Raw genomic sequence first — 14,987 nt, forward strand, 5'->3', positions numbered from 1 at the left:
GCATCGCCCATCGCTATCCGGGGGCGCACGCTGATGAGGGGATCATCGATCGTGGCGATTGCCGCGCCCGTGACGCTGGCCGCGTGCGAGGAGACGTCACAGGACACCGCCTGGGCCGACTACCAGCGGCAGCAGCAGGCGGCCGCCTCCCGGCCCGCCGCGCCGCCGCCTGCATCGTCGGCCATCGACGCGCCCTGCGGCGACGCCTCGGAGACGCCCGACGGCCGGCTGCAATGCACCTTCAGCGACGGCCGCAAATTCGACGGCGAGGTGCGCGGCGGCAAGGCCAACGGGCCGGGCGGATGTGGTTCGCCAACGGCGACCGCTTCGAGGGCGACTTCAGCGACGGCCTGTTCGGCGGCCGCGGCACCTATTGGTACAACAGCGGCGCGCGCTACGACGGCCCGTTCGCCAACGGCCTGCGCGGCGGCCAGGGCACGACGGTGTGGCCCAACGGCTCGCGCTACAGCGGCACCTACGTCAACAACAAGCCGAACGGCTACGGCACGGTCACCACCGAGAACGGCTCGAGGAGCGGCCGGTGGCGCGACGGCCGCCTGGACGACGGCCGGATCGCCATCGACTCGACGCTGGTGGAGTGCGGCTACGACTGATCGCTAGGAAATGCGCGCGCGCGGGTGATGTCGGTTTCGCCTGCTCTAGTTGCGGCGGGACAGCGGAGCGACGTAGCGCGAGCCCGCGCTGTGCTGCGCCTGCTGCATCTCGGCGACAAAGGAGGGATCGACAGCCGCCGGCCGCGCCTGCGATTCCAGGACGACGACGAGGGCCTGAACCAGGACCAGGGCGCCGCCGATCATCAGCGCGGCCTGCCGCAAACTACGCCCGCGCATGGGCTCCTCCGACGAAGTGACGATTGGCTGGGGGTTACCGAAGACGATAGGCGAGGCGGCTCCCCAAAAGCCGCCTCGCCTCGTCCCAACACCCTACCCACACACCCTGAATTGCTTCAGGCAGCCGAACCATACTCAATACGCCATGACAGTGCAATATATTTGTGTCGGAAATTGTATCAATTGTATCTGAAAGAGGTAATGGGATTTCCGTCTCAATCCATTGTTATTGCTGATTTTTAGCTAGAGCTGTGCGCTTCTCAGCTCGTCGAGATTTCCCGACGATTTGGGGAAATTGTATCGCGATGGGTCGAAAAGTGTATCGTTCGACGATACAAGTTGGCACCGCTTAGGGCTCGGTCGCGGCGACGGCGGAGCCCGCCTGACCGGCTCTAGAGCACCGGGATGCCTGTTGTGGCAGGCACATTCCGTCCGGCTGATTCCAGCTGGCCGGAATGTGCTCTAGGTAAGCACGTAGACCGACGTGCGCGCCTGCCAGTCGGTGCCGGTCCACGGCCGCGAATCCGGGCCGACGCCGCCGTGTGATTCGACGGTGCGGCCGTTGTGGATCAGCGCGACGTGGCCGATGTTGCTGGGCGAATCCTGCGGCCGCAGGAAGGCGATGCGCACGACGCCGTCGAGGTTCTGGCCGGCGGCTACGTCGACCTTGGCGAAGCCCTGCGCGCGCACCCAGTCGTGCTGCACCACCGAGCCGTCGGGAAACTGCAGCCGCGGCGGATGCGGTGTCGCCCGCCGCAGCGCGGCGCGGATGAAGCCGCTGCAATCGACCCTGGTGAAGCCGCCGCTGCCCGGCGGCTGGGTGTCGACCGGCACGATCTTGGCGCCGAGCCCGTAGCCGACGCGCGGCGTCGACGTGAGGCAGTCTTGCAGGAACTGCTGCACGGCGGGCATGTCGATCTGCAGCGTCGGCACCGCGGCGGGCGGTGCCGCCGGGGCCGGGCCGTTGGCGGCGGCGATCGCTTCGGCGGTCACGGCGGCGGGTGCGGCCTCGTCGTCGAGGATCGGGCGCGCCGGATCCTGGTCGGCGGCTTCGGCGAGATTGGCGTTGGCGACCATCAGCGCATGCAACGGCGGCGGCGGCGCGAAATGCGCCGGCGCCAGCGCGGCCAGGCGGCTGAACTGGCCGAAGTCGGGGCCGTTGACCGCGTCGTCGTCGACATCGACGCCGGCGAGCGGCGGCACGCCGCAGGTCTGGCTGATCTTCCATTGGCGCGATTGGAAATACGTGCCGTGCTCGGCGAAGCTGCTCGAGCAGGACAGCCAGGTGTCGGTGACCAGCCCGTCCTCGACCAGGCGGCGGCAGACCAGGCCGTCGCTGTAGACGCCGATGCGGTAGGGCATGGTGCCGTCGGCGCGGGTGAATACCGCCTTCACGGCGGTGAAGTAGGGGACGATGTTGCTGGCGTAGGCCGCGCCCCGCTCGTCGTAGTCGGCGCCGAAATAGATGGTGGTGCCCTCGGGCTGGCCGACCAGCTCCTGGGCGCATTGCAGGGCGCGGGCGGCGTCGGCCTCGCCGCGCGCCTTGCTGAACCATTGCGGGGCGTTGCCCCAGAACTGGAAGACCGCCCAGATCGAGATGCCGTGCGCGTGCAGCGCCTGCGCCTCGAGCCGCGTCAGGACCTTCGAGCCCGAGCCGTAGTTGTAGTAGCGGCCGACCGCCTTGACGCCGGCGGCGGCGAGGCCCGCCGCGGACGAGGTCAGCCGCGTGCTGGCGTCGATGTATTGCCTGCTGGCCATGGTGCCCCCTGCGCGTATTGGGCCGCACTCGATGCGTGTCTGTCAACGCACATGTTCAAGCCACGATGGTCGTGGCCGGCCGGCAAGGCGGCTAGTAGGCGGTGCAGGGGGCGGCGCCTGCACACTGTGTCGTTTCCGTTATGGCCGCCATCCCATCGGGGCGATCGCAGGCGGCATGCCGATCCGGTCCGAGGACCGCGAGGCCGATGGCCACCAGAAGCAGTAGAACGAACCCCGGAAATTCGAGCTCCATGTCCCCCTCCCTGCTCGCCCTCTGCGCTTAGCGCTCCGCGTGTGGAAAGGGTGTGGCAAATCTGTGGCCGTTGGAGAGGCAGCCTCACCGGGCCACGGGTCGGCACGGCCACTTGTCGTGCAGCACCTCCAGCGCCAATCCCTTGAAGAGCTGGTTGTGCACCGACGGATAGACGGCTTCGACCTCGTCCACGACGGCCTGGACGACCCGGTAGTGCGGGATGTCGAGGGGCACGCAGGAGCTGTAGTCGTCGGGCAGTAGCTCGCCGAGATAGAGAAGGACGTCGATCGTGCCGCTGCAGAAGCGGGCCGGGGCTGAGTCCACCGTTCCCTTGCTGCGCACCAGCTCGAGGCAACCAGGCAGCATCGCCGCCGCGCTCGACTCGGATGTCGGAGGAGGAGGCTCGGCTTTGCAAGTCCCATGCAGGGCGGCGAGCGAGAGTGCCAACGCGATCGACGATCTCATTTCCTCAGTAGGGATCGGGCCGCGCACGACGCCAGCGCCAACGGCGCGCGGCGACATGCTCAATACAACTATGCCTGGTCCTGTTGCGCCGAGGTTACGTTGAGGCGGCGCAGCAGCGCTTCGCGCGTTCAGCGCGACGACCCTACAGGTTCTTCGCCAAGAAAAACCGTCTCGAAGCTATTCGTGCCAGATCCTCGAACACTTCGGAGCTTGCGTCCTTGGGTAGCCCCCAAACGACTGCATGTGACGGCTCATGCGGCAGTATGGGATCCTTATAGGAAGCAAGCGAGAGGCTGACCTTTTTGCCGGCCGCGACAATCTCGCCAGCTTGGAGAACCGCGAAAGCGCTCGTGTGCTTGATGCCGAACCCTGATGCCTTCTTCGCAAGCATCACTGCCTTGAGCTGTTCAGTAGCCCCGCCGGGATAATGCTCCAGATGGTTCACAGACAATTCACCTTCGTCTGACGACCTGAGGTGGAAGGCAGCATTGAAAACACCTCGCACCTCATTCGTGTCCGGGTCGATGTCGAGTAGGGTGGGGCGGACGTAACGACAGACGTGATCGTTGTCGTCAATTCGCGTAGTCCCCCTAGCCAAGCGAAAATCCCACCTGCTCAAGGAAGGAGTAGGCCTTTACGGTGGACCCGCTGAAACTGATGATGGATGTGTCGTCACCAACGAAATGAGAAATGGCGAGACGGCAAAGATCGTTCGCTTGAAATTGAATGGTGAGTCGACGCGTATCAGCGCGCCAGCCGGCAATGACTTGGCCTGTGGCGGCCATACCCAGGGACGGCACCGTCGAGACGTTCGCGTAAATGACAAAACGTAGAAACGTCTTCATGGACGAGGCATCGAGCAGGCCGTCGCCTTCCTCCCACTGCTCGGCATCAAGTAGCCGATCGACTTGGCGATAGATCTTGGTGCGCCAGTCTGGCGTCAAGTGCATCGACACCTGGGCGGCTATCATCTTCGCATTCGCCCGGGCATCGAACAGCTTCGCGGCGACCGGGTTCGCCTCAGGAGCGGCTATCGTCTTGGGAATCTGGATAGGTTTCGGAGCGCGCTTGCCAAACTGCCAAAGTGAAGCAACGCCGAAAGCCTGTTGATCGACGGAGTGGAAGACAAGAGGTTCCAGGAAGCCCACCGCTGAACTTGCGTAACCGGCGGCGGATGACGAAAGCCAATCTTGAAGTCGCCGGTCCGCCACGCGAAGGCCAAATCCAAATCCATCCGCTTGAGGTCGTGCAGCCTCAAAGGAGAGTTCGTGCTTCATGTCCCCGCTCCGAAAAGTTGGCGCGCCTTCTCGGTGACGCACGCTTCGAAAATTTCATTCTTGGCTTGGCGCATGCGGCTCACCAGTTCCCAGAGCTCGTTTATCTTCTGGGGTACGTGATGCTGAGCCATGATATCGATGTCCAGCAGCAGCGATGCATGATTGATCAAGGCTGGTTCCAATGTGGCTGCTTGGACACGGGCAACAAGTTGATCAACTCGAAGGTCGATATCTGCGACTAACTGATAGGTACGAACCGTTGGGAAGATAGGGATATTGGGAAGGGCAGGACCCAGGACCATGTAGTCTCCCGGTACGACCGTCTCCTGAGAGGCACCGAGGGGCACATCAATCCTATTTGTGTAGCGAAGGCCAACGCTCGCTAGCTGACGATATCCGAGCTTCTCGCGGACTGTGTCGAAAACCTCCCGAGCTTCAGCGAGAAACTGATCCCACCCAGGGTAGGGAGCTTGATACGCAAACAGGATGCTTCTGCTTCGCGTGATGACGGTCCGTTGGTCATCGCTGCTAATTAAGCGCGCTCCCGTGTCGATGGTGTTGGGATGAGCCTGCGTTGCGGTAGCTGGGCCGTCTTTCCCGATCTCGACCGCTAGCTCGATGTCAGCTTCCGGCTTCGACTTTGGGTAGGTTCCCTGCAGAAGCTTGGGAAGCCGGTTGAGCTCAGCGTCAGTCAGCGCGCTGCCATATCGGAGCTGTAGGATAGCTTCGACGATCGGTGGCTTGGAGTATTTTTGGGGCACTGTGATGAGCTGTCGATTGCGGCAAATATATATGCACACATTCCATGGCTACAACCATGGAGCCGTCAGGGACGCGCGTGACCGAGTCCACGGGCTACCTACCCCACCCGCTTCTCGCTGATCATCAGGGCCTTGCTCCATTTGGCCTTGGGCAGGTCGAAGTCCTTGGCCGGGTTGAACTGGCGGACGCGCCATGCGGTCGAGCCGGTGCGGAGCAGCCGCTTCACCAGCGCGAGGATGGTGCCGTCCTCCTGGGTCTGCAGGAAGACGTGGTCCTTGCCGGCGGTCGGCAGCAGGCTCGGGTTCACCACCACCTGGTCGCCGTGCTCGATCGCCGGGCTCATCGAATGGCCGATCACGTAGAAGGCGAACGGCGCCTTCACGCCCTGCATGCGCTCGCTGCGCCGGATCCAGTCGACCGGCTCGTTGACCAGCACCATCGCGCCGTCGCTGCCCGCCTCGGCGCTCGCCCACACCGGGATGTCGGGCCGGCCGGGCTGGTTGGGCACCGGGCTCATCACCGCCAGCGGCGCCGCGCCGGGCACGGGGATGCCGGCCAGCCGGACCAGCAGCGCCGGGTCGAGCTCGAGCTTCTCCGCCAGCGCCGCCATCTTGCGCTGGTCGGGGACGTTCTTGCCCGATTCCCACTGGTTAACCGCGGATTTCGAGATGCCGAAGTAAGCGGCCAGCGCGACCTGGGACATGCCCTTGGCCTCGCGCGCCGCGCGGATCGTATCGCCGAGCTCTGACATGTGTATATCTTTCCTTGACAACTGCTTAACGTCTCGCCTATTGTTAATTAACTATCAATCAATTAGTAATCGATGGACGAAATGTCAAGCCTTCGCCCGCTGCCTGACATCCAGGCCGACCTCGCCGCCGCCACCCTCCACCTCGCCCGCCTCGCGCGCGAGCACCGCCGCGCCCGGGTCGCCCGCCGGCTCGGCATCGTCGCCGACTTCGACGCCGGCCTCGGCCGCGCCGCGATCGCCGCCAAATGGGGTGTCGATTACGCCCAGGTCGCCGCCGTCCTGCACAAGGCCGGCCGCACCGAGCGCACCCGCCAGGCGCTCGGCCTCGACGACAGCCAGCGCGCCGACTACCAGCGGATCGTGCGCCACGGCGTGCGCCCGACGATCGCCCGCGCCATCGCGCTGCGCGGACCGTAGAGGCCGTCATGACCGAGCCCCTCGTCGAGCCCCTCGTCGAGCCCCTCGTCATGGCGCCAATGGTGCCGCCGGAGGTCGATCTGCGCGGCATGCCCTACATGCCGCTGTTCGGCGACCGGCTGTTCAAATCGACCACCTGGATCGAAGCACGGCCCGAGGCGCGCGCCGCCGCGCTGCAGCTCTATTGGCATGCCTTCGCGCACGAGGTGCCGGCAGCATCGCTGCCCGACAACGAGCGCGTGCTCGCCGACCATGCCGGCCTCAGCCTGAAGGTCTTTCGCCGCGCCCGCGTCCAGGCGCTGCGCGGCTGGCTGAAGTGCAGCGACGGTCGTCTCTATCATCCTGTTCTCGCGGAAATCGCAAACGAGGCGTGGAGCGCGCGCATCAGCCATCGCGCCCGGACCTTGAAATGGCGAGAGAAATCCCGCGGCGTGACGGTCACGAGTCCGCCTTGTGACACGCGAAAGGGAAAGGGAGAGAGAAAGGGAGAGGGACTCACTGCTGCCGCAGCAGAAGGCGACCGGGTCGATCGCGCCTTCGCGCTGTGGCAGGAGGCGGCGGCGCGCGAGGGCTGGCCCGAGGTGATGTTCCTGAACTCGGTGCGGCGCTGGAAGCTCGGCCAGCGGCTCGCCGAGGCGGGCGGGCTCGAGGGCTGGTGCGCGGCGCTCGCCGCCGCGTCCGACGCCGGCTTCCTCAAAGGCCTCGACGGAAGCTTCCATCGCTGGTTCGATCTCGACTGGCTGCTCGACGAGCAGAAATTCACCCGTCTCCTGGAGGGTCGCTATGCCCGACGACATCGCCCGGTTGCCGATGCTGGCAGCGGACTCGACGCAGCCCTTGCCGAGCTCGGTCGCGCGGGCGCTGCGCCAGGCCGAGGATGACGACCATCCCGACGTGCCGTGGCGGCCGCCGCAAGTCCTGCCGCCGGCGGAGGCGCTGCGCGTGGCGCTCGCCATGCTGACGCCGCGCCCGGCCGACGACCGCACGGTCGCGGCGTGCCTGGCGGCGCTGGTGATCGCCTTCGAGCCGAACACGAAGCTGTCGGCCGAGGCGACGCGGCTGCGCTTCGAGGTGTGGAAGGAGGCCAACGGCGATCTCGGCAACGCGCTGTGGCACGCCGCGACGCAGCGGGCGATCCAGGCGCTGAGGTGGATGCCCAAGCCGGTCGAGCTGCGCGAGCAGGTGCGGTCGATCCTCGAGGCGCGGGCGCGCCGCCGCCGCCGCTGCGAGCAGATGCTGGCCGAGCAGGCGCGCCGCGACGCCAGGCCGGCGCCGCCGCAGGAGACGCAGGAGCAGCGGCTCGCCAACACCGTCGCGATCTACCGCAAGCACGACCGCCCGGCCGACGCCGAGCGGGTGCAGCGCATGCTCGACGATCTGCTGAAACGAAAGGCCCAAAGCATGGGAACAAGTCGATGAGGACCCGACGACCGATCGACGAGGCCAAGGCCACGGTCGCCGTGCTGCTGCTGATCACGCAGCAGATCGGCAAGCCGTGCCCGACGCGCAACCAGATCCTGGCGCAGACCGGCCTGCCCAAGCGCGAGGTCTGGCGCTTCATGGACGCGCTGCACAAGCGCGGCGTGATCGAGATCGAGGAGAAGGCGATCCGGCCGGGCAACTGGCGGCGCATGCGCGTCGCCGGCGCCAAGTGGACCGACTGGACCTCGCGCCGGGTCAAGCGCCGCCGCTTCCCCCTCGAGCCGCCCCTCGAGCCGCCCCTCGAGCCGCCCCTCGAGCCGCAGGAGCCGCTGCCGTGAGCCGCAAGCCCAAATCCACCGGCAAGCCCGAGATCAAGGACGCCGCGCTCGAGTACGCCGACGAGGCGGTGAGGACGCTGGTCGAGCTGATGCGCAACAGCGGCAGCGACCCGGTGCGCATTGCCGCCGCGCGCGAGCTGATCGACCGCGCCTACGGCAAGCCCAAGGCCGAGCCGGCGGCGGGCGAGGGCCAGAGCCTGCAGGAGATGGTGCGGGCCGCATTCGAGCGGGAGGATCCATGAAAGAGGCCTTCGAGAAATGGAAGGACGACCCGACGCGCTTCGTGCGCAACGTGTTCGGGGTGCGGCCCGATCCGTGGCAGAACGACGTGCTGCGCGCCTTCCCCAAGGCGCCACGGCTCGCCATGAAGGCGTGCAAGGGGCCGGGCAAGACGACGGTGATGGCGTGGCTCGCCTGGAACTTCCTGCTGACGCGCGACGACCCGAAGATCGCGGCGACCTCGATCAGCGGCGACAACCTCTCGGACAATCTGTGGGCCGAGATGGCGAAGTGGCAGGCCAGGTCGCCGCTGCTGACGGCGATGTTCGAATGGACCAAGACCCGCATCTTCAGCCGCGAGCGGCCCGAGACCTGGTGGATGAGCGCGCGGACGTGGGCGCGCACCGCCGACAAGGCGCGGCTCGGCCAGACGCTGGCCGGCCTGCATTCGGACTACATCCTGTTCATCCTCGACGAGAGCGGCGGCATTCCCGACGCGGTGATGGCGAGCGCCGAGGCGGCGCTGTCGTCGTGCGTCGAGGGCCACATCGTGCAGGCCGGCAACCCGACCCATCTCGACGGCCCGCTGTGGCGCGCCTGCACCAGCGAGCGGCGGCTGTGGCACGTCACCGAGATCTCTGCCGATCCCGACGATCCCAAGCGCGCGACGCGGGTCAAGGCTGCGTGGGCGCGCGAGCAGATCGAGAAGTACGGCCGCGACAATCCCTGGGTGCTGGTCAACGTGTTCGGCCGGTTCCCGCCGGCCTCGCTCGACACGCTGATCGGGCCCGACGAATGCCGCGCCGCGACGACCCGCGCCTGGCGGCCGGAGGACATCGCCGGCGCCGCGCGCATCCTGGGCGTCGACGTCGCGCGCTTCGGCGACGATGCCAGCGTGATCTTCCCGCGCCAGGGGCTGGTCGCCTTCCCGCCGCTGCGCTTCCGCAACATCGACGGCACGCAGGGCGCGGGCGCGGTGGCGCGCAAGTGGGCCGACTGGGGCGCCGATGCCTGCTTCGTCGATGACACCGGCGGCTTCGGCGGCAGCTGGATCGACAACCTCCGCCGGCTCGGCCGCGCGCCGATCGGCATTCCCTTCTCGGGCCGCGCCAACGATCCGCGCTACGACAACAAGCGCACCGAGATGTACTTCGAGGCGGTCGACTGGATCCGCCGCGGCGGCCAGCTCCCGCCCGGCGGCGCGAGCCACGAGCTGATCGCCGCGCTCAGCCAGACGACCTACTCCTTCCGCGGCGACCGCCTTCTGCTCGAGCCGAAGGAGCAGGTGAAGGCTCGCCTCGGCTACAGCCCCGACGACGCCGACGCCTTCGTGCTGACCTTCGCCCAGCCGGTCACCGCGGGCGCCGGCTATGGCTACGGCACCGGCCGCGGCCGGCCGGGACGGGCGCTCACCGAGTACGACCCGCTGGCGGGGTAGGGCAGGCCGCGGCGACCGTCGGGGCGAGGCGGTCGGCGAATTTCGCCGCGCCAGCGGCGCTGAAATGGCCCTGGTCGACGAAGTCGGCGGGGCCGAAGGCCTCGACCGGCACGTCGATGTAGACGTCGCCGAGCCGCGCTGCCTCGCGCCGCAGGATCGCGTTGAGGCGGGCCACCAGCGGCCAGAGATCGCGGTCGAGGACCAGCGGGATCCAGCGGTTGGGCAGATCGCGCGCGAGCAGCGTGCGGTTGAGGAGCTGGCCGACCCAGATCGTCGCGACGCCGCGCTGGCGGTTGATCGCCGAGATCGCCGCGACGTTGCGCGCGAAGATCGCCTCGAGGCGCGGATCGGGATCGGCGCGCGTCGGCCCGTCCGGCCACAGCGCCGGCCGCGGCGTGTCGGCCGCCAGCACCAGCAGGCGCGCGGTGTAGGTGAGCACGGGCGAGGGCGAGAGCGAACGGCGGCCGATCCGCCGCACTTCCTCGGCGTCGATCTGCTCGCGCAGATGGTAGTCGGCGTAACCCGGATCGAGGCCCGGCAGATGCGCCTCGTGCAGGTCGTTCCAGCCGACATAGTAGAGCGCGCAGGTCGGCGGCACGCCCCAGGCGTCCTGGTAAAACGCGGTCTGGACGACATGCTCGGCCGTGCTGTAGCCGCCCATGCCGCGGTTCAGCACCGCATGGCGCGGGCCGAGGCGTCGTTCGAGCTGCTCGGCCCAGGTGCTGCCGTCCGGCACGCCCTGGTCGTAGGTGCTCGAGCCGCCGAACAGCGCGATCACCGTCTTGTCGCCGAGCTCGGCCGCCGTGCGCTCGCGGCCGCGCAGCCGCTGGCTGTTGTGGACATAGGCCGTGCGCGTGCCGGCTGGCGTCGGCCGCGGCACCGCCTGCAGCAACGGATGCCAGTCGAAGCGCGGCTCGGCCGTGTAGTTCACCGGGAAGATCGAGCCCTCCGCCAGGCCGGCCGTGACCAGCAGCGCCGAGCCCAGCCCCAGCCCGATCTCCAGCGCCGCCAGCGACAGCGCCATCGCGGCGAGCCGCGGCCACGGCACCAGCAGCAGCGCCACCGCGAGCACGCCCGACACATATATGAAGTAGGCGGCGCGCGGCGTGCCGGTATCGAGCCGGCCGGCGAGCGCCAGCGGGATCGCGGCGGCCAGCAGGATCGCCAGCAGCGCCAGCGCCGTCACGGCCGCCAGCAGCCGGCCGAACCGGCGCGGCCGGTCCAGCCCGAGATATGCGACGACCCAACCCATCGCGTCACCGTAACAGGATTCGGCCGCGGGAAGGGCGTATGCTGCCGGCAATGCCTGCGCATCGAGCGACGATTCTCATGCTGGCGCTGGCCGCCTGCAGCGCGACGCCGCCGGGCGAGCGCTGGGAGCGGCCGGCCGACCATTCGCTGCCGGCTGCCAGCGAGAGCCTCTACTGCCGCGACGAGGCGCGCCGCCAGGCCTCGGCGCGCTATCCCGACCAGCCGGCGCGCGAGGAGCGCGGCCTGCCGCGCATCTCCGACGAGCGCAGGTTCCCGGCCGAGATCCGCTTCTACGAGCTGTGCATGACCCGCGCCGGCTTCGTGCGGGTGAGCGGGCCGGCCGGCTGATCGTCACTGTTTCGGCAATGCCGCTTCGGTCTTGTCGTCCTTGATCGCGACAGCGTCTGCTTCACGCGGTCGTAGAAGGTCAGCGCCTGCGGGCCCTTGGCGCTGGCGATGCGCTGCTCGATCGCGGCCCGCAGGATCTGCGAGCGGGCGCCGTGCAGGATGTCGATCTCCTCGGGCGATCTGTCGATCTTGTTGTGGATATTGTGCTCTTCGAGATGCAACCGAAGATAGATTGCTTCGATTGGTCAACATCATAGGATGTCGTGGGAGGAGCAAGGATGACCCGAAAGATCAAATAGCCCACCCCGGAAGAGGTTGCCAAGCTCAAGATCAGGACCCACGATGAGTTCGGTCAGATGCAACCGCTTTGGTTCCTGGAAGACCTGGAGCGCCTGCAGGGCATAAAGCAGCCGCGTAAACCCAAGCTTCTTCCGATCGTGCCCCTTTCGGACGAAGAATACGACCGGCTTTACCCGGCCTACGCGAGAAGCCCGGCGGCAAAGAAAACCGGAAGGAAGGCGGCCACCGGGAAGAAGCGGCCCAAGAAGGCCTGACTTTCAAATCTCGATGTCCTCGATCGGTCGCAGGCCGTTGGGAAGGGGCTGTCGGTTGGGCGGCAGCGCGACCGGCGCCGGCACGGCTTTAGTGGACAGCAGGTTGTTGCTGTCTCGCTCGGCGGGATCGAACTTGGCAAGAGGTGAGCGAAGTTGCTTGGGATCTTTGAACATGAAGCGGCTGACGATATTGCGGAGTGGAACGAGCGGATCACCGATGGGCGGTCAGGGGGCGACCAGATGGTTGCGAGTTCACCTCGTCCGATTTGTCGTCTTGGTGGTCGGGCTGCTGGTGGGCGGTGAGCTGTTCGTTGGATTGCTTGGTTGCATCAAAGTGGAGTACGCAAATCTGCTGCAAGGTTTCGGCCGTTGTGCCGATGGAGTGCTCTTCTACTTGCGCTTCTTTGTGCCCCTCCTTCTGCCGTTCCACATCATACCCGTGGTTTTCTTGTCGCTTGCGGCAACTGCCGGCTGGGCTTGGCTCGACCGGCGACGGTCTTAGCTAGAGTTCGCTTCTGCTTCTATTCGAACAGCTTTTTTGCGCCGATCTCATATCCCTTCTCGATGTACTTTTGGGTGTCGGCGTCGAGGAAGTAGGGAGGGCGGAGCAAGTCTTTGTTGCTGGAATGCTTGAACGCGTAGTAACCGGCAAGTGCGAGCGTTTCCCTCAAGGACAGGCCGAGCTCGGCCGCGCGCCGGCTCAGCGCCTGGCGCTCGGAAAGTGCTGGCTCCTATTATCCCTGGCCCTGACGCTATTGAATTCGTTGCATTGCCGCTTCGTTCTTGTCCTTGATCTCCAGCCACGCGCACCCGTGCAAGGCATCATCGTAGCCTCAACAACTCGTCGCGCCACGGGCCTGCGAGCATGAACGGCTCGAGCCGACGATAGGGAACGATGATCGGGTTGTCGGGCGTGCGAACTGGCGGGCATTCCGGGCCGCTCACCTGCACAGCCAAGCCTGCGAAGGTGAGATAAAGGACGTATTCTTGGTCCTCGCGAATCAACGGCTGGCCAGGGTCCTCCAGCCAGCAGCCCATACTCCGATCACTCGCTTCACGAGGAAGGTGGCGCACCGGCTGCGCGTCGTCGATCTCCTTCACCAGGGAAACAAAGCGGCGATAGGTGGCCTTGTCGCAGAGGTCTAGCAAACGGCCATATCGAAATAATGGATTGCGATCGCCCGGAGAGTGACCCGCGCCGGGACATGACGTCACCTGCATCATTGTCGCCGTCTGAATATCAAAAGTGACGCCCCTTAGCAGGTCAGGCGGATGGCTGCCGGGTGATACGAACCAACCGCCGACCATCAGGCTCACCAGCCGTTCACTCGCATAGGTAAGGGCGACGTCCTTTTGGACGATGGCAGGACGAGTTGCCGCATCACGCAAGAGGGCCGGCGGAGTCATCAGATCCCGCGCATAGGCCTCCTGCAAGGTAAGCCGCCATGAGGCCTCCAATCGCATTTCGCCGCCATGCAGCTGCTCCAGCAATTGGTTGGCTGCAAGCAAGCGCTGCCGGTCGCGCATCCACGTCAGGCGCGGCATGGCGATGCCACTTGCGACATCGGTCAGGAGGCGCCAGGAAATGCCGTTCGGGAGTCGGTGCTCGCGGCCTAACCGAAGGGTCGCGTGCTGCCGGAAAAAGGATGCGTTGGTCGATCGCTCGGCTAGGCCAAAGTCGTCCCAACTATCAAGCTGCTGTGCCTGACCAGTCGGGGCAAATCCCAACGAGACCAGGAGTGCGAAGATCAGGCGGAAGAGAAGCGTAAGAGAACGCATCGGAACAGCTTGTGTCGATCCACTATCTTAGGGAAATTGCCGACATATGTCTTGCAACCGTCAGTTTTGGCCGTCAAACGCCTTCGGATCGCCTCGAAATACGCGCTGCAGCATGGTCTTCGTTTCCTCGCTTGGGCGGGCCACCTTTCGGTTGTTTAGCTTTTCCTCCCCACTGCGCCACTGCGTAAGCCAGACCCAGCCGGCATTGTAGCTGGCGACGGCCGACGGCCAGTCTCCGAACCGCCGATATTGGCGCGCAAGGTAGGCTGCGCCGGTGTCGATCGACGTCTTTGCGTCGAAATACTGGAACGTCTTGGGGTCGAGGCCCAGTTCTTCGATGGCACTTGGCGTGAGCTGCGCGATGCCTTTGGCGCCTCTGCGACTTCCCGCCTTCGCATTGTAGTAGGACTCCTTGTACAGGAGACGTGCGAGCAGCACGGGCGGAATGCCTTCACGTTGAGCGGCTTCCTTCGTCCAACGCGCGTAGTTGGGATCGATCTTGCCGAGATGCGCCTCCCAGTCATCCGGCAGCAGCTGGTGATCCTGGGTGACTGTCGGAGGCGTGCGCATGATCTCGTCCCACTCTCGTACGCGGTCGCTGCGGCGCTGAGCTTGCTGGGCAAGCTCTTCTGGCGTGGGGCCCTTCTTGGGGACCGGCGAAGGTTTCTTTGGCGGCTGTCGCGACGGGGTTGGCTGGGGCTTCGCCTGCGCGAGCTCGTCGTCGTCGACCTGCGGGTCATCCGGGTTCGCCGCGTCCGGCGTGAGCGAGGCCTGAACGATATTGGGGTCAGCACCGTCGTTCGCCACACCTTCGATTCCATCCGCCGTGGGACGCGCAAAGGCCCTGCCCCGCATCGCCGCGATCATGCGCACCTGCGTGAGCCGGCCTGCCACTTCCTCTTCCGGCAGCGGCGGGCCGACGTCGGGATAGAGCGCGGTGCCGGCGGCGTAGGGGTCGCGGGCGAAGGCGTCGTCCTGGTGGCGCAGGATCGCCTCGGCCATGGCGCGCTCGGGGCCGCTGAGATCGTGGAGGTGGCGCTGCTGCGCGGCGACGCCGGCCTGGGCGAACGTCCGGAAGTAGGATTCGAGAATGGCGAGCCGGCG

Annotated in this window: 23 protein-coding genes; 10 read left to right on the forward strand and 13 right to left on the reverse strand. The window is 66.4% G+C overall.

The window, feature by feature from the left end; genetic code table 11:
* Positions 1–119: 119 nt before the first annotated feature.
* Entirely contained in the window at positions 120–290 is a 171-nt protein-coding gene (locus J0J01_RS14400) for a hypothetical protein (protein WP_296381686.1), read from the reverse strand.
* A gap of 12 nt (positions 291–302) precedes the next feature.
* Between J0J01_RS14400 and J0J01_RS14405 the strand changes: the two genes are divergently transcribed.
* Complete coding sequence (locus J0J01_RS14405) at positions 303–614, forward strand: hypothetical protein (RefSeq protein WP_296381688.1); 312 nt, start codon at positions 303–305, stop codon at positions 612–614.
* 45 nt (positions 615–659) lie between these two features.
* Here J0J01_RS14405 and J0J01_RS14410 read toward each other — a convergent pair whose 3' ends face one another.
* From J0J01_RS14410 to J0J01_RS14440, 7 genes are all read right to left on the reverse strand, one after another.
* Positions 660–851, reverse strand: a complete 192-nt coding sequence (locus tag J0J01_RS14410) for a hypothetical protein (RefSeq protein ID WP_296381690.1) — start codon at positions 849–851, stop codon at positions 660–662.
* Positions 852–1,313: 462 nt separating this feature from the next.
* Entirely contained in the window at positions 1,314–2,609 is a 1,296-nt protein-coding gene (locus J0J01_RS14415; RefSeq protein WP_296381692.1) for a DUF1906 domain-containing protein, read from the reverse strand.
* A 337-nt stretch (positions 2,610–2,946) separates the two neighbouring features.
* The gene (locus J0J01_RS14420; RefSeq protein ID WP_296381694.1) at positions 2,947–3,228 is read right to left on the reverse strand and encodes a hypothetical protein; all 282 of its coding nucleotides are present in this window, start codon (positions 3,226–3,228) and stop codon (positions 2,947–2,949) included.
* 241 nt (positions 3,229–3,469) lie between these two features.
* Positions 3,470–3,772, reverse strand: coding sequence for a hypothetical protein (locus J0J01_RS14425; RefSeq protein WP_296381697.1), 303 nt, complete (start codon positions 3,770–3,772; stop codon positions 3,470–3,472).
* 145 nt (positions 3,773–3,917) lie between these two features.
* The gene (locus tag J0J01_RS14430) at positions 3,918–4,604 is read right to left on the reverse strand and encodes a hypothetical protein (protein ID WP_296381699.1); all 687 of its coding nucleotides are present in this window, start codon (positions 4,602–4,604) and stop codon (positions 3,918–3,920) included.
* Positions 4,601–5,365 carry a TIGR04255 family protein gene (locus J0J01_RS14435; RefSeq protein WP_296381703.1) on the reverse strand — a complete coding sequence of 255 codons (765 nt, stop codon included), beginning with the start codon at positions 5,363–5,365 and terminating at the stop codon, positions 4,601–4,603. Before J0J01_RS14435 ends, J0J01_RS14430 begins: the two co-directional genes overlap by 4 nt.
* 98 nt (positions 5,366–5,463) lie before the next feature.
* Positions 5,464–6,117 (reverse strand): helix-turn-helix domain-containing protein, encoded by a 654-nt coding sequence (locus tag J0J01_RS14440; RefSeq protein ID WP_296381705.1) that lies wholly within the window; start codon positions 6,115–6,117, stop codon positions 5,464–5,466.
* 81 nt (positions 6,118–6,198) lie between these two features.
* Here J0J01_RS14440 and J0J01_RS14445 point away from each other — a divergent pair, with 81 nt between their 5' ends.
* The 6 genes from J0J01_RS14445 to J0J01_RS14470 are packed head-to-tail and all read left to right on the forward strand — an operon-like array spanning position 6,199 to position 9,951.
* Positions 6,199–6,534 (forward strand): hypothetical protein, encoded by a 336-nt coding sequence (locus J0J01_RS14445; RefSeq protein WP_296381707.1) that lies wholly within the window; start codon positions 6,199–6,201, stop codon positions 6,532–6,534.
* A gap of 8 nt (positions 6,535–6,542) precedes the next feature.
* Positions 6,543–7,415: a DUF1376 domain-containing protein gene (locus J0J01_RS14450; protein WP_296381709.1), complete on the forward strand. Its 873-nt coding sequence runs from the start codon at positions 6,543–6,545 to the stop codon at positions 7,413–7,415.
* Complete coding sequence (locus J0J01_RS14455; protein WP_296381710.1) at positions 7,318–7,953, forward strand: hypothetical protein; 636 nt, start codon at positions 7,318–7,320, stop codon at positions 7,951–7,953. Before J0J01_RS14450 ends, J0J01_RS14455 begins: the two co-directional genes overlap by 98 nt.
* On the forward strand, positions 7,950–8,294 hold the full coding sequence (locus J0J01_RS14460) for a hypothetical protein (RefSeq protein ID WP_296381712.1): 345 nt from the start codon (positions 7,950–7,952) through the stop codon (positions 8,292–8,294). The genes J0J01_RS14455 and J0J01_RS14460 overlap by 4 nt, the downstream gene beginning before the upstream one ends.
* The gene (locus J0J01_RS14465; protein WP_296381714.1) at positions 8,291–8,536 is read left to right on the forward strand and encodes a hypothetical protein; all 246 of its coding nucleotides are present in this window, start codon (positions 8,291–8,293) and stop codon (positions 8,534–8,536) included. Before J0J01_RS14460 ends, J0J01_RS14465 begins: the two co-directional genes overlap by 4 nt.
* Entirely contained in the window at positions 8,533–9,951 is a 1,419-nt protein-coding gene (locus J0J01_RS14470) for a hypothetical protein (protein WP_296381716.1), read from the forward strand. The genes J0J01_RS14465 and J0J01_RS14470 overlap by 4 nt, the downstream gene beginning before the upstream one ends.
* On the opposite strand, the gene J0J01_RS14475 is transcribed toward J0J01_RS14470, so the two are convergent.
* Positions 9,923–11,203, reverse strand: a complete 1,281-nt coding sequence (locus J0J01_RS14475) for a GDSL-type esterase/lipase family protein (protein WP_296381718.1) — start codon at positions 11,201–11,203, stop codon at positions 9,923–9,925. The two genes, J0J01_RS14470 and J0J01_RS14475, sit on opposite strands and share 29 nt — an antisense overlap.
* Before the next feature lie 50 nt (positions 11,204–11,253).
* Between J0J01_RS14475 and J0J01_RS14480 the strand changes: the two genes are divergently transcribed.
* On the forward strand, positions 11,254–11,550 hold the full coding sequence (locus J0J01_RS14480) for a hypothetical protein (protein WP_296381720.1): 297 nt from the start codon (positions 11,254–11,256) through the stop codon (positions 11,548–11,550).
* On the opposite strand, the gene J0J01_RS14485 is transcribed toward J0J01_RS14480, so the two are convergent.
* A complete protein-coding gene (locus J0J01_RS14485; protein ID WP_296381723.1) occupies positions 11,493–11,771 on the reverse strand; it encodes a hypothetical protein in 279 nt (92 codons plus the stop codon). The genes J0J01_RS14480 and J0J01_RS14485 overlap by 58 nt on opposite strands.
* Positions 11,772–11,906: 135 nt before the next feature.
* On the opposite strand from J0J01_RS14485, the gene J0J01_RS14490 reads away from it, so the two are divergent.
* A complete protein-coding gene (locus J0J01_RS14490; protein WP_296381725.1) occupies positions 11,907–12,104 on the forward strand; it encodes a hypothetical protein in 198 nt (65 codons plus the stop codon).
* 3 nt (positions 12,105–12,107) lie between these two features.
* On the opposite strand, the gene J0J01_RS14495 is transcribed toward J0J01_RS14490, so the two are convergent.
* On the reverse strand, positions 12,108–12,278 hold the full coding sequence (locus J0J01_RS14495; RefSeq protein WP_296381727.1) for a hypothetical protein: 171 nt from the start codon (positions 12,276–12,278) through the stop codon (positions 12,108–12,110).
* On the opposite strand from J0J01_RS14495, the gene J0J01_RS14500 reads away from it, so the two are divergent.
* Positions 12,277–12,606 carry a hypothetical protein gene (locus tag J0J01_RS14500; RefSeq protein ID WP_296381728.1) on the forward strand — a complete coding sequence of 110 codons (330 nt, stop codon included), beginning with the start codon at positions 12,277–12,279 and terminating at the stop codon, positions 12,604–12,606. The two genes, J0J01_RS14495 and J0J01_RS14500, sit on opposite strands and share 2 nt — an antisense overlap.
* 320 nt (positions 12,607–12,926) lie before the next feature.
* Here J0J01_RS14500 and J0J01_RS14505 read toward each other — a convergent pair whose 3' ends face one another.
* Both J0J01_RS14505 and J0J01_RS14510 read right to left on the reverse strand, forming a co-directional pair.
* Positions 12,927–13,883 carry a hypothetical protein gene (locus J0J01_RS14505; RefSeq protein WP_296381731.1) on the reverse strand — a complete coding sequence of 319 codons (957 nt, stop codon included), beginning with the start codon at positions 13,881–13,883 and terminating at the stop codon, positions 12,927–12,929.
* 60 nt (positions 13,884–13,943) lie between these two features.
* A partial coding sequence (locus J0J01_RS14510; RefSeq protein ID WP_296381733.1) for a lytic transglycosylase domain-containing protein occupies positions 13,944–14,987 on the reverse strand: 1,044 nt, incomplete at its 5' end.

Source organism: Reyranella sp. (genome assembly GCF_017305915.1).
Classification (GTDB): domain Bacteria; phylum Pseudomonadota; class Alphaproteobacteria; order Reyranellales; family Reyranellaceae; genus Reyranella.

Excerpts from the sequence above, each read along its gene's own strand:
- J0J01_RS14405 (WP_296381688.1), top strand. The coding sequence starts at position 303 with ATGTGGTTCGCCAACGGCGACCGCTTCGAGGGCGACTTCAGCGACGGC.
- J0J01_RS14410 (WP_296381690.1), bottom strand. The coding sequence starts at position 851 with ATGCGCGGGCGTAGTTTGCGGCAGGCCGCGCTGATGATCGGCGGCGCC.
- J0J01_RS14415 (WP_296381692.1), bottom strand. The coding sequence starts at position 2,609 with ATGGCCAGCAGGCAATACATCGACGCCAGCACGCGGCTGACCTCGTCC.
- J0J01_RS14420 (WP_296381694.1), bottom strand. The coding sequence starts at position 3,228 with ATGCTGCCTGGTTGCCTCGAGCTGGTGCGCAGCAAGGGAACGGTGGAC.
- J0J01_RS14430 (WP_296381699.1), bottom strand. The coding sequence starts at position 4,604 with ATGAAGCACGAACTCTCCTTTGAGGCTGCACGACCTCAAGCGGATGGA.
- J0J01_RS14440 (WP_296381705.1), bottom strand. The coding sequence starts at position 6,117 with ATGTCAGAGCTCGGCGATACGATCCGCGCGGCGCGCGAGGCCAAGGGC.
- J0J01_RS14445 (WP_296381707.1), top strand. The coding sequence starts at position 6,199 with ATGTCAAGCCTTCGCCCGCTGCCTGACATCCAGGCCGACCTCGCCGCC.
- J0J01_RS14450 (WP_296381709.1), top strand. The coding sequence starts at position 6,543 with ATGACCGAGCCCCTCGTCGAGCCCCTCGTCGAGCCCCTCGTCATGGCG.
- J0J01_RS14455 (WP_296381710.1), top strand. The coding sequence starts at position 7,318 with ATGCCCGACGACATCGCCCGGTTGCCGATGCTGGCAGCGGACTCGACG.
- J0J01_RS14460 (WP_296381712.1), top strand. The coding sequence starts at position 7,950 with ATGAGGACCCGACGACCGATCGACGAGGCCAAGGCCACGGTCGCCGTG.
- J0J01_RS14470 (WP_296381716.1), top strand. The coding sequence starts at position 8,533 with ATGAAAGAGGCCTTCGAGAAATGGAAGGACGACCCGACGCGCTTCGTG.
- J0J01_RS14475 (WP_296381718.1), bottom strand. The coding sequence starts at position 11,203 with ATGGGTTGGGTCGTCGCATATCTCGGGCTGGACCGGCCGCGCCGGTTC.
- J0J01_RS14480 (WP_296381720.1), top strand. The coding sequence starts at position 11,254 with ATGCCTGCGCATCGAGCGACGATTCTCATGCTGGCGCTGGCCGCCTGC.
- J0J01_RS14490 (WP_296381725.1), top strand. The coding sequence starts at position 11,907 with ATGCAACCGCTTTGGTTCCTGGAAGACCTGGAGCGCCTGCAGGGCATA.
- J0J01_RS14500 (WP_296381728.1), top strand. The coding sequence starts at position 12,277 with ATGAAGCGGCTGACGATATTGCGGAGTGGAACGAGCGGATCACCGATG.
- J0J01_RS14495 (WP_296381727.1), bottom strand. The coding sequence starts at position 12,278 with ATGTTCAAAGATCCCAAGCAACTTCGCTCACCTCTTGCCAAGTTCGAT.
- J0J01_RS14505 (WP_296381731.1), bottom strand. The coding sequence starts at position 13,883 with ATGCGTTCTCTTACGCTTCTCTTCCGCCTGATCTTCGCACTCCTGGTC.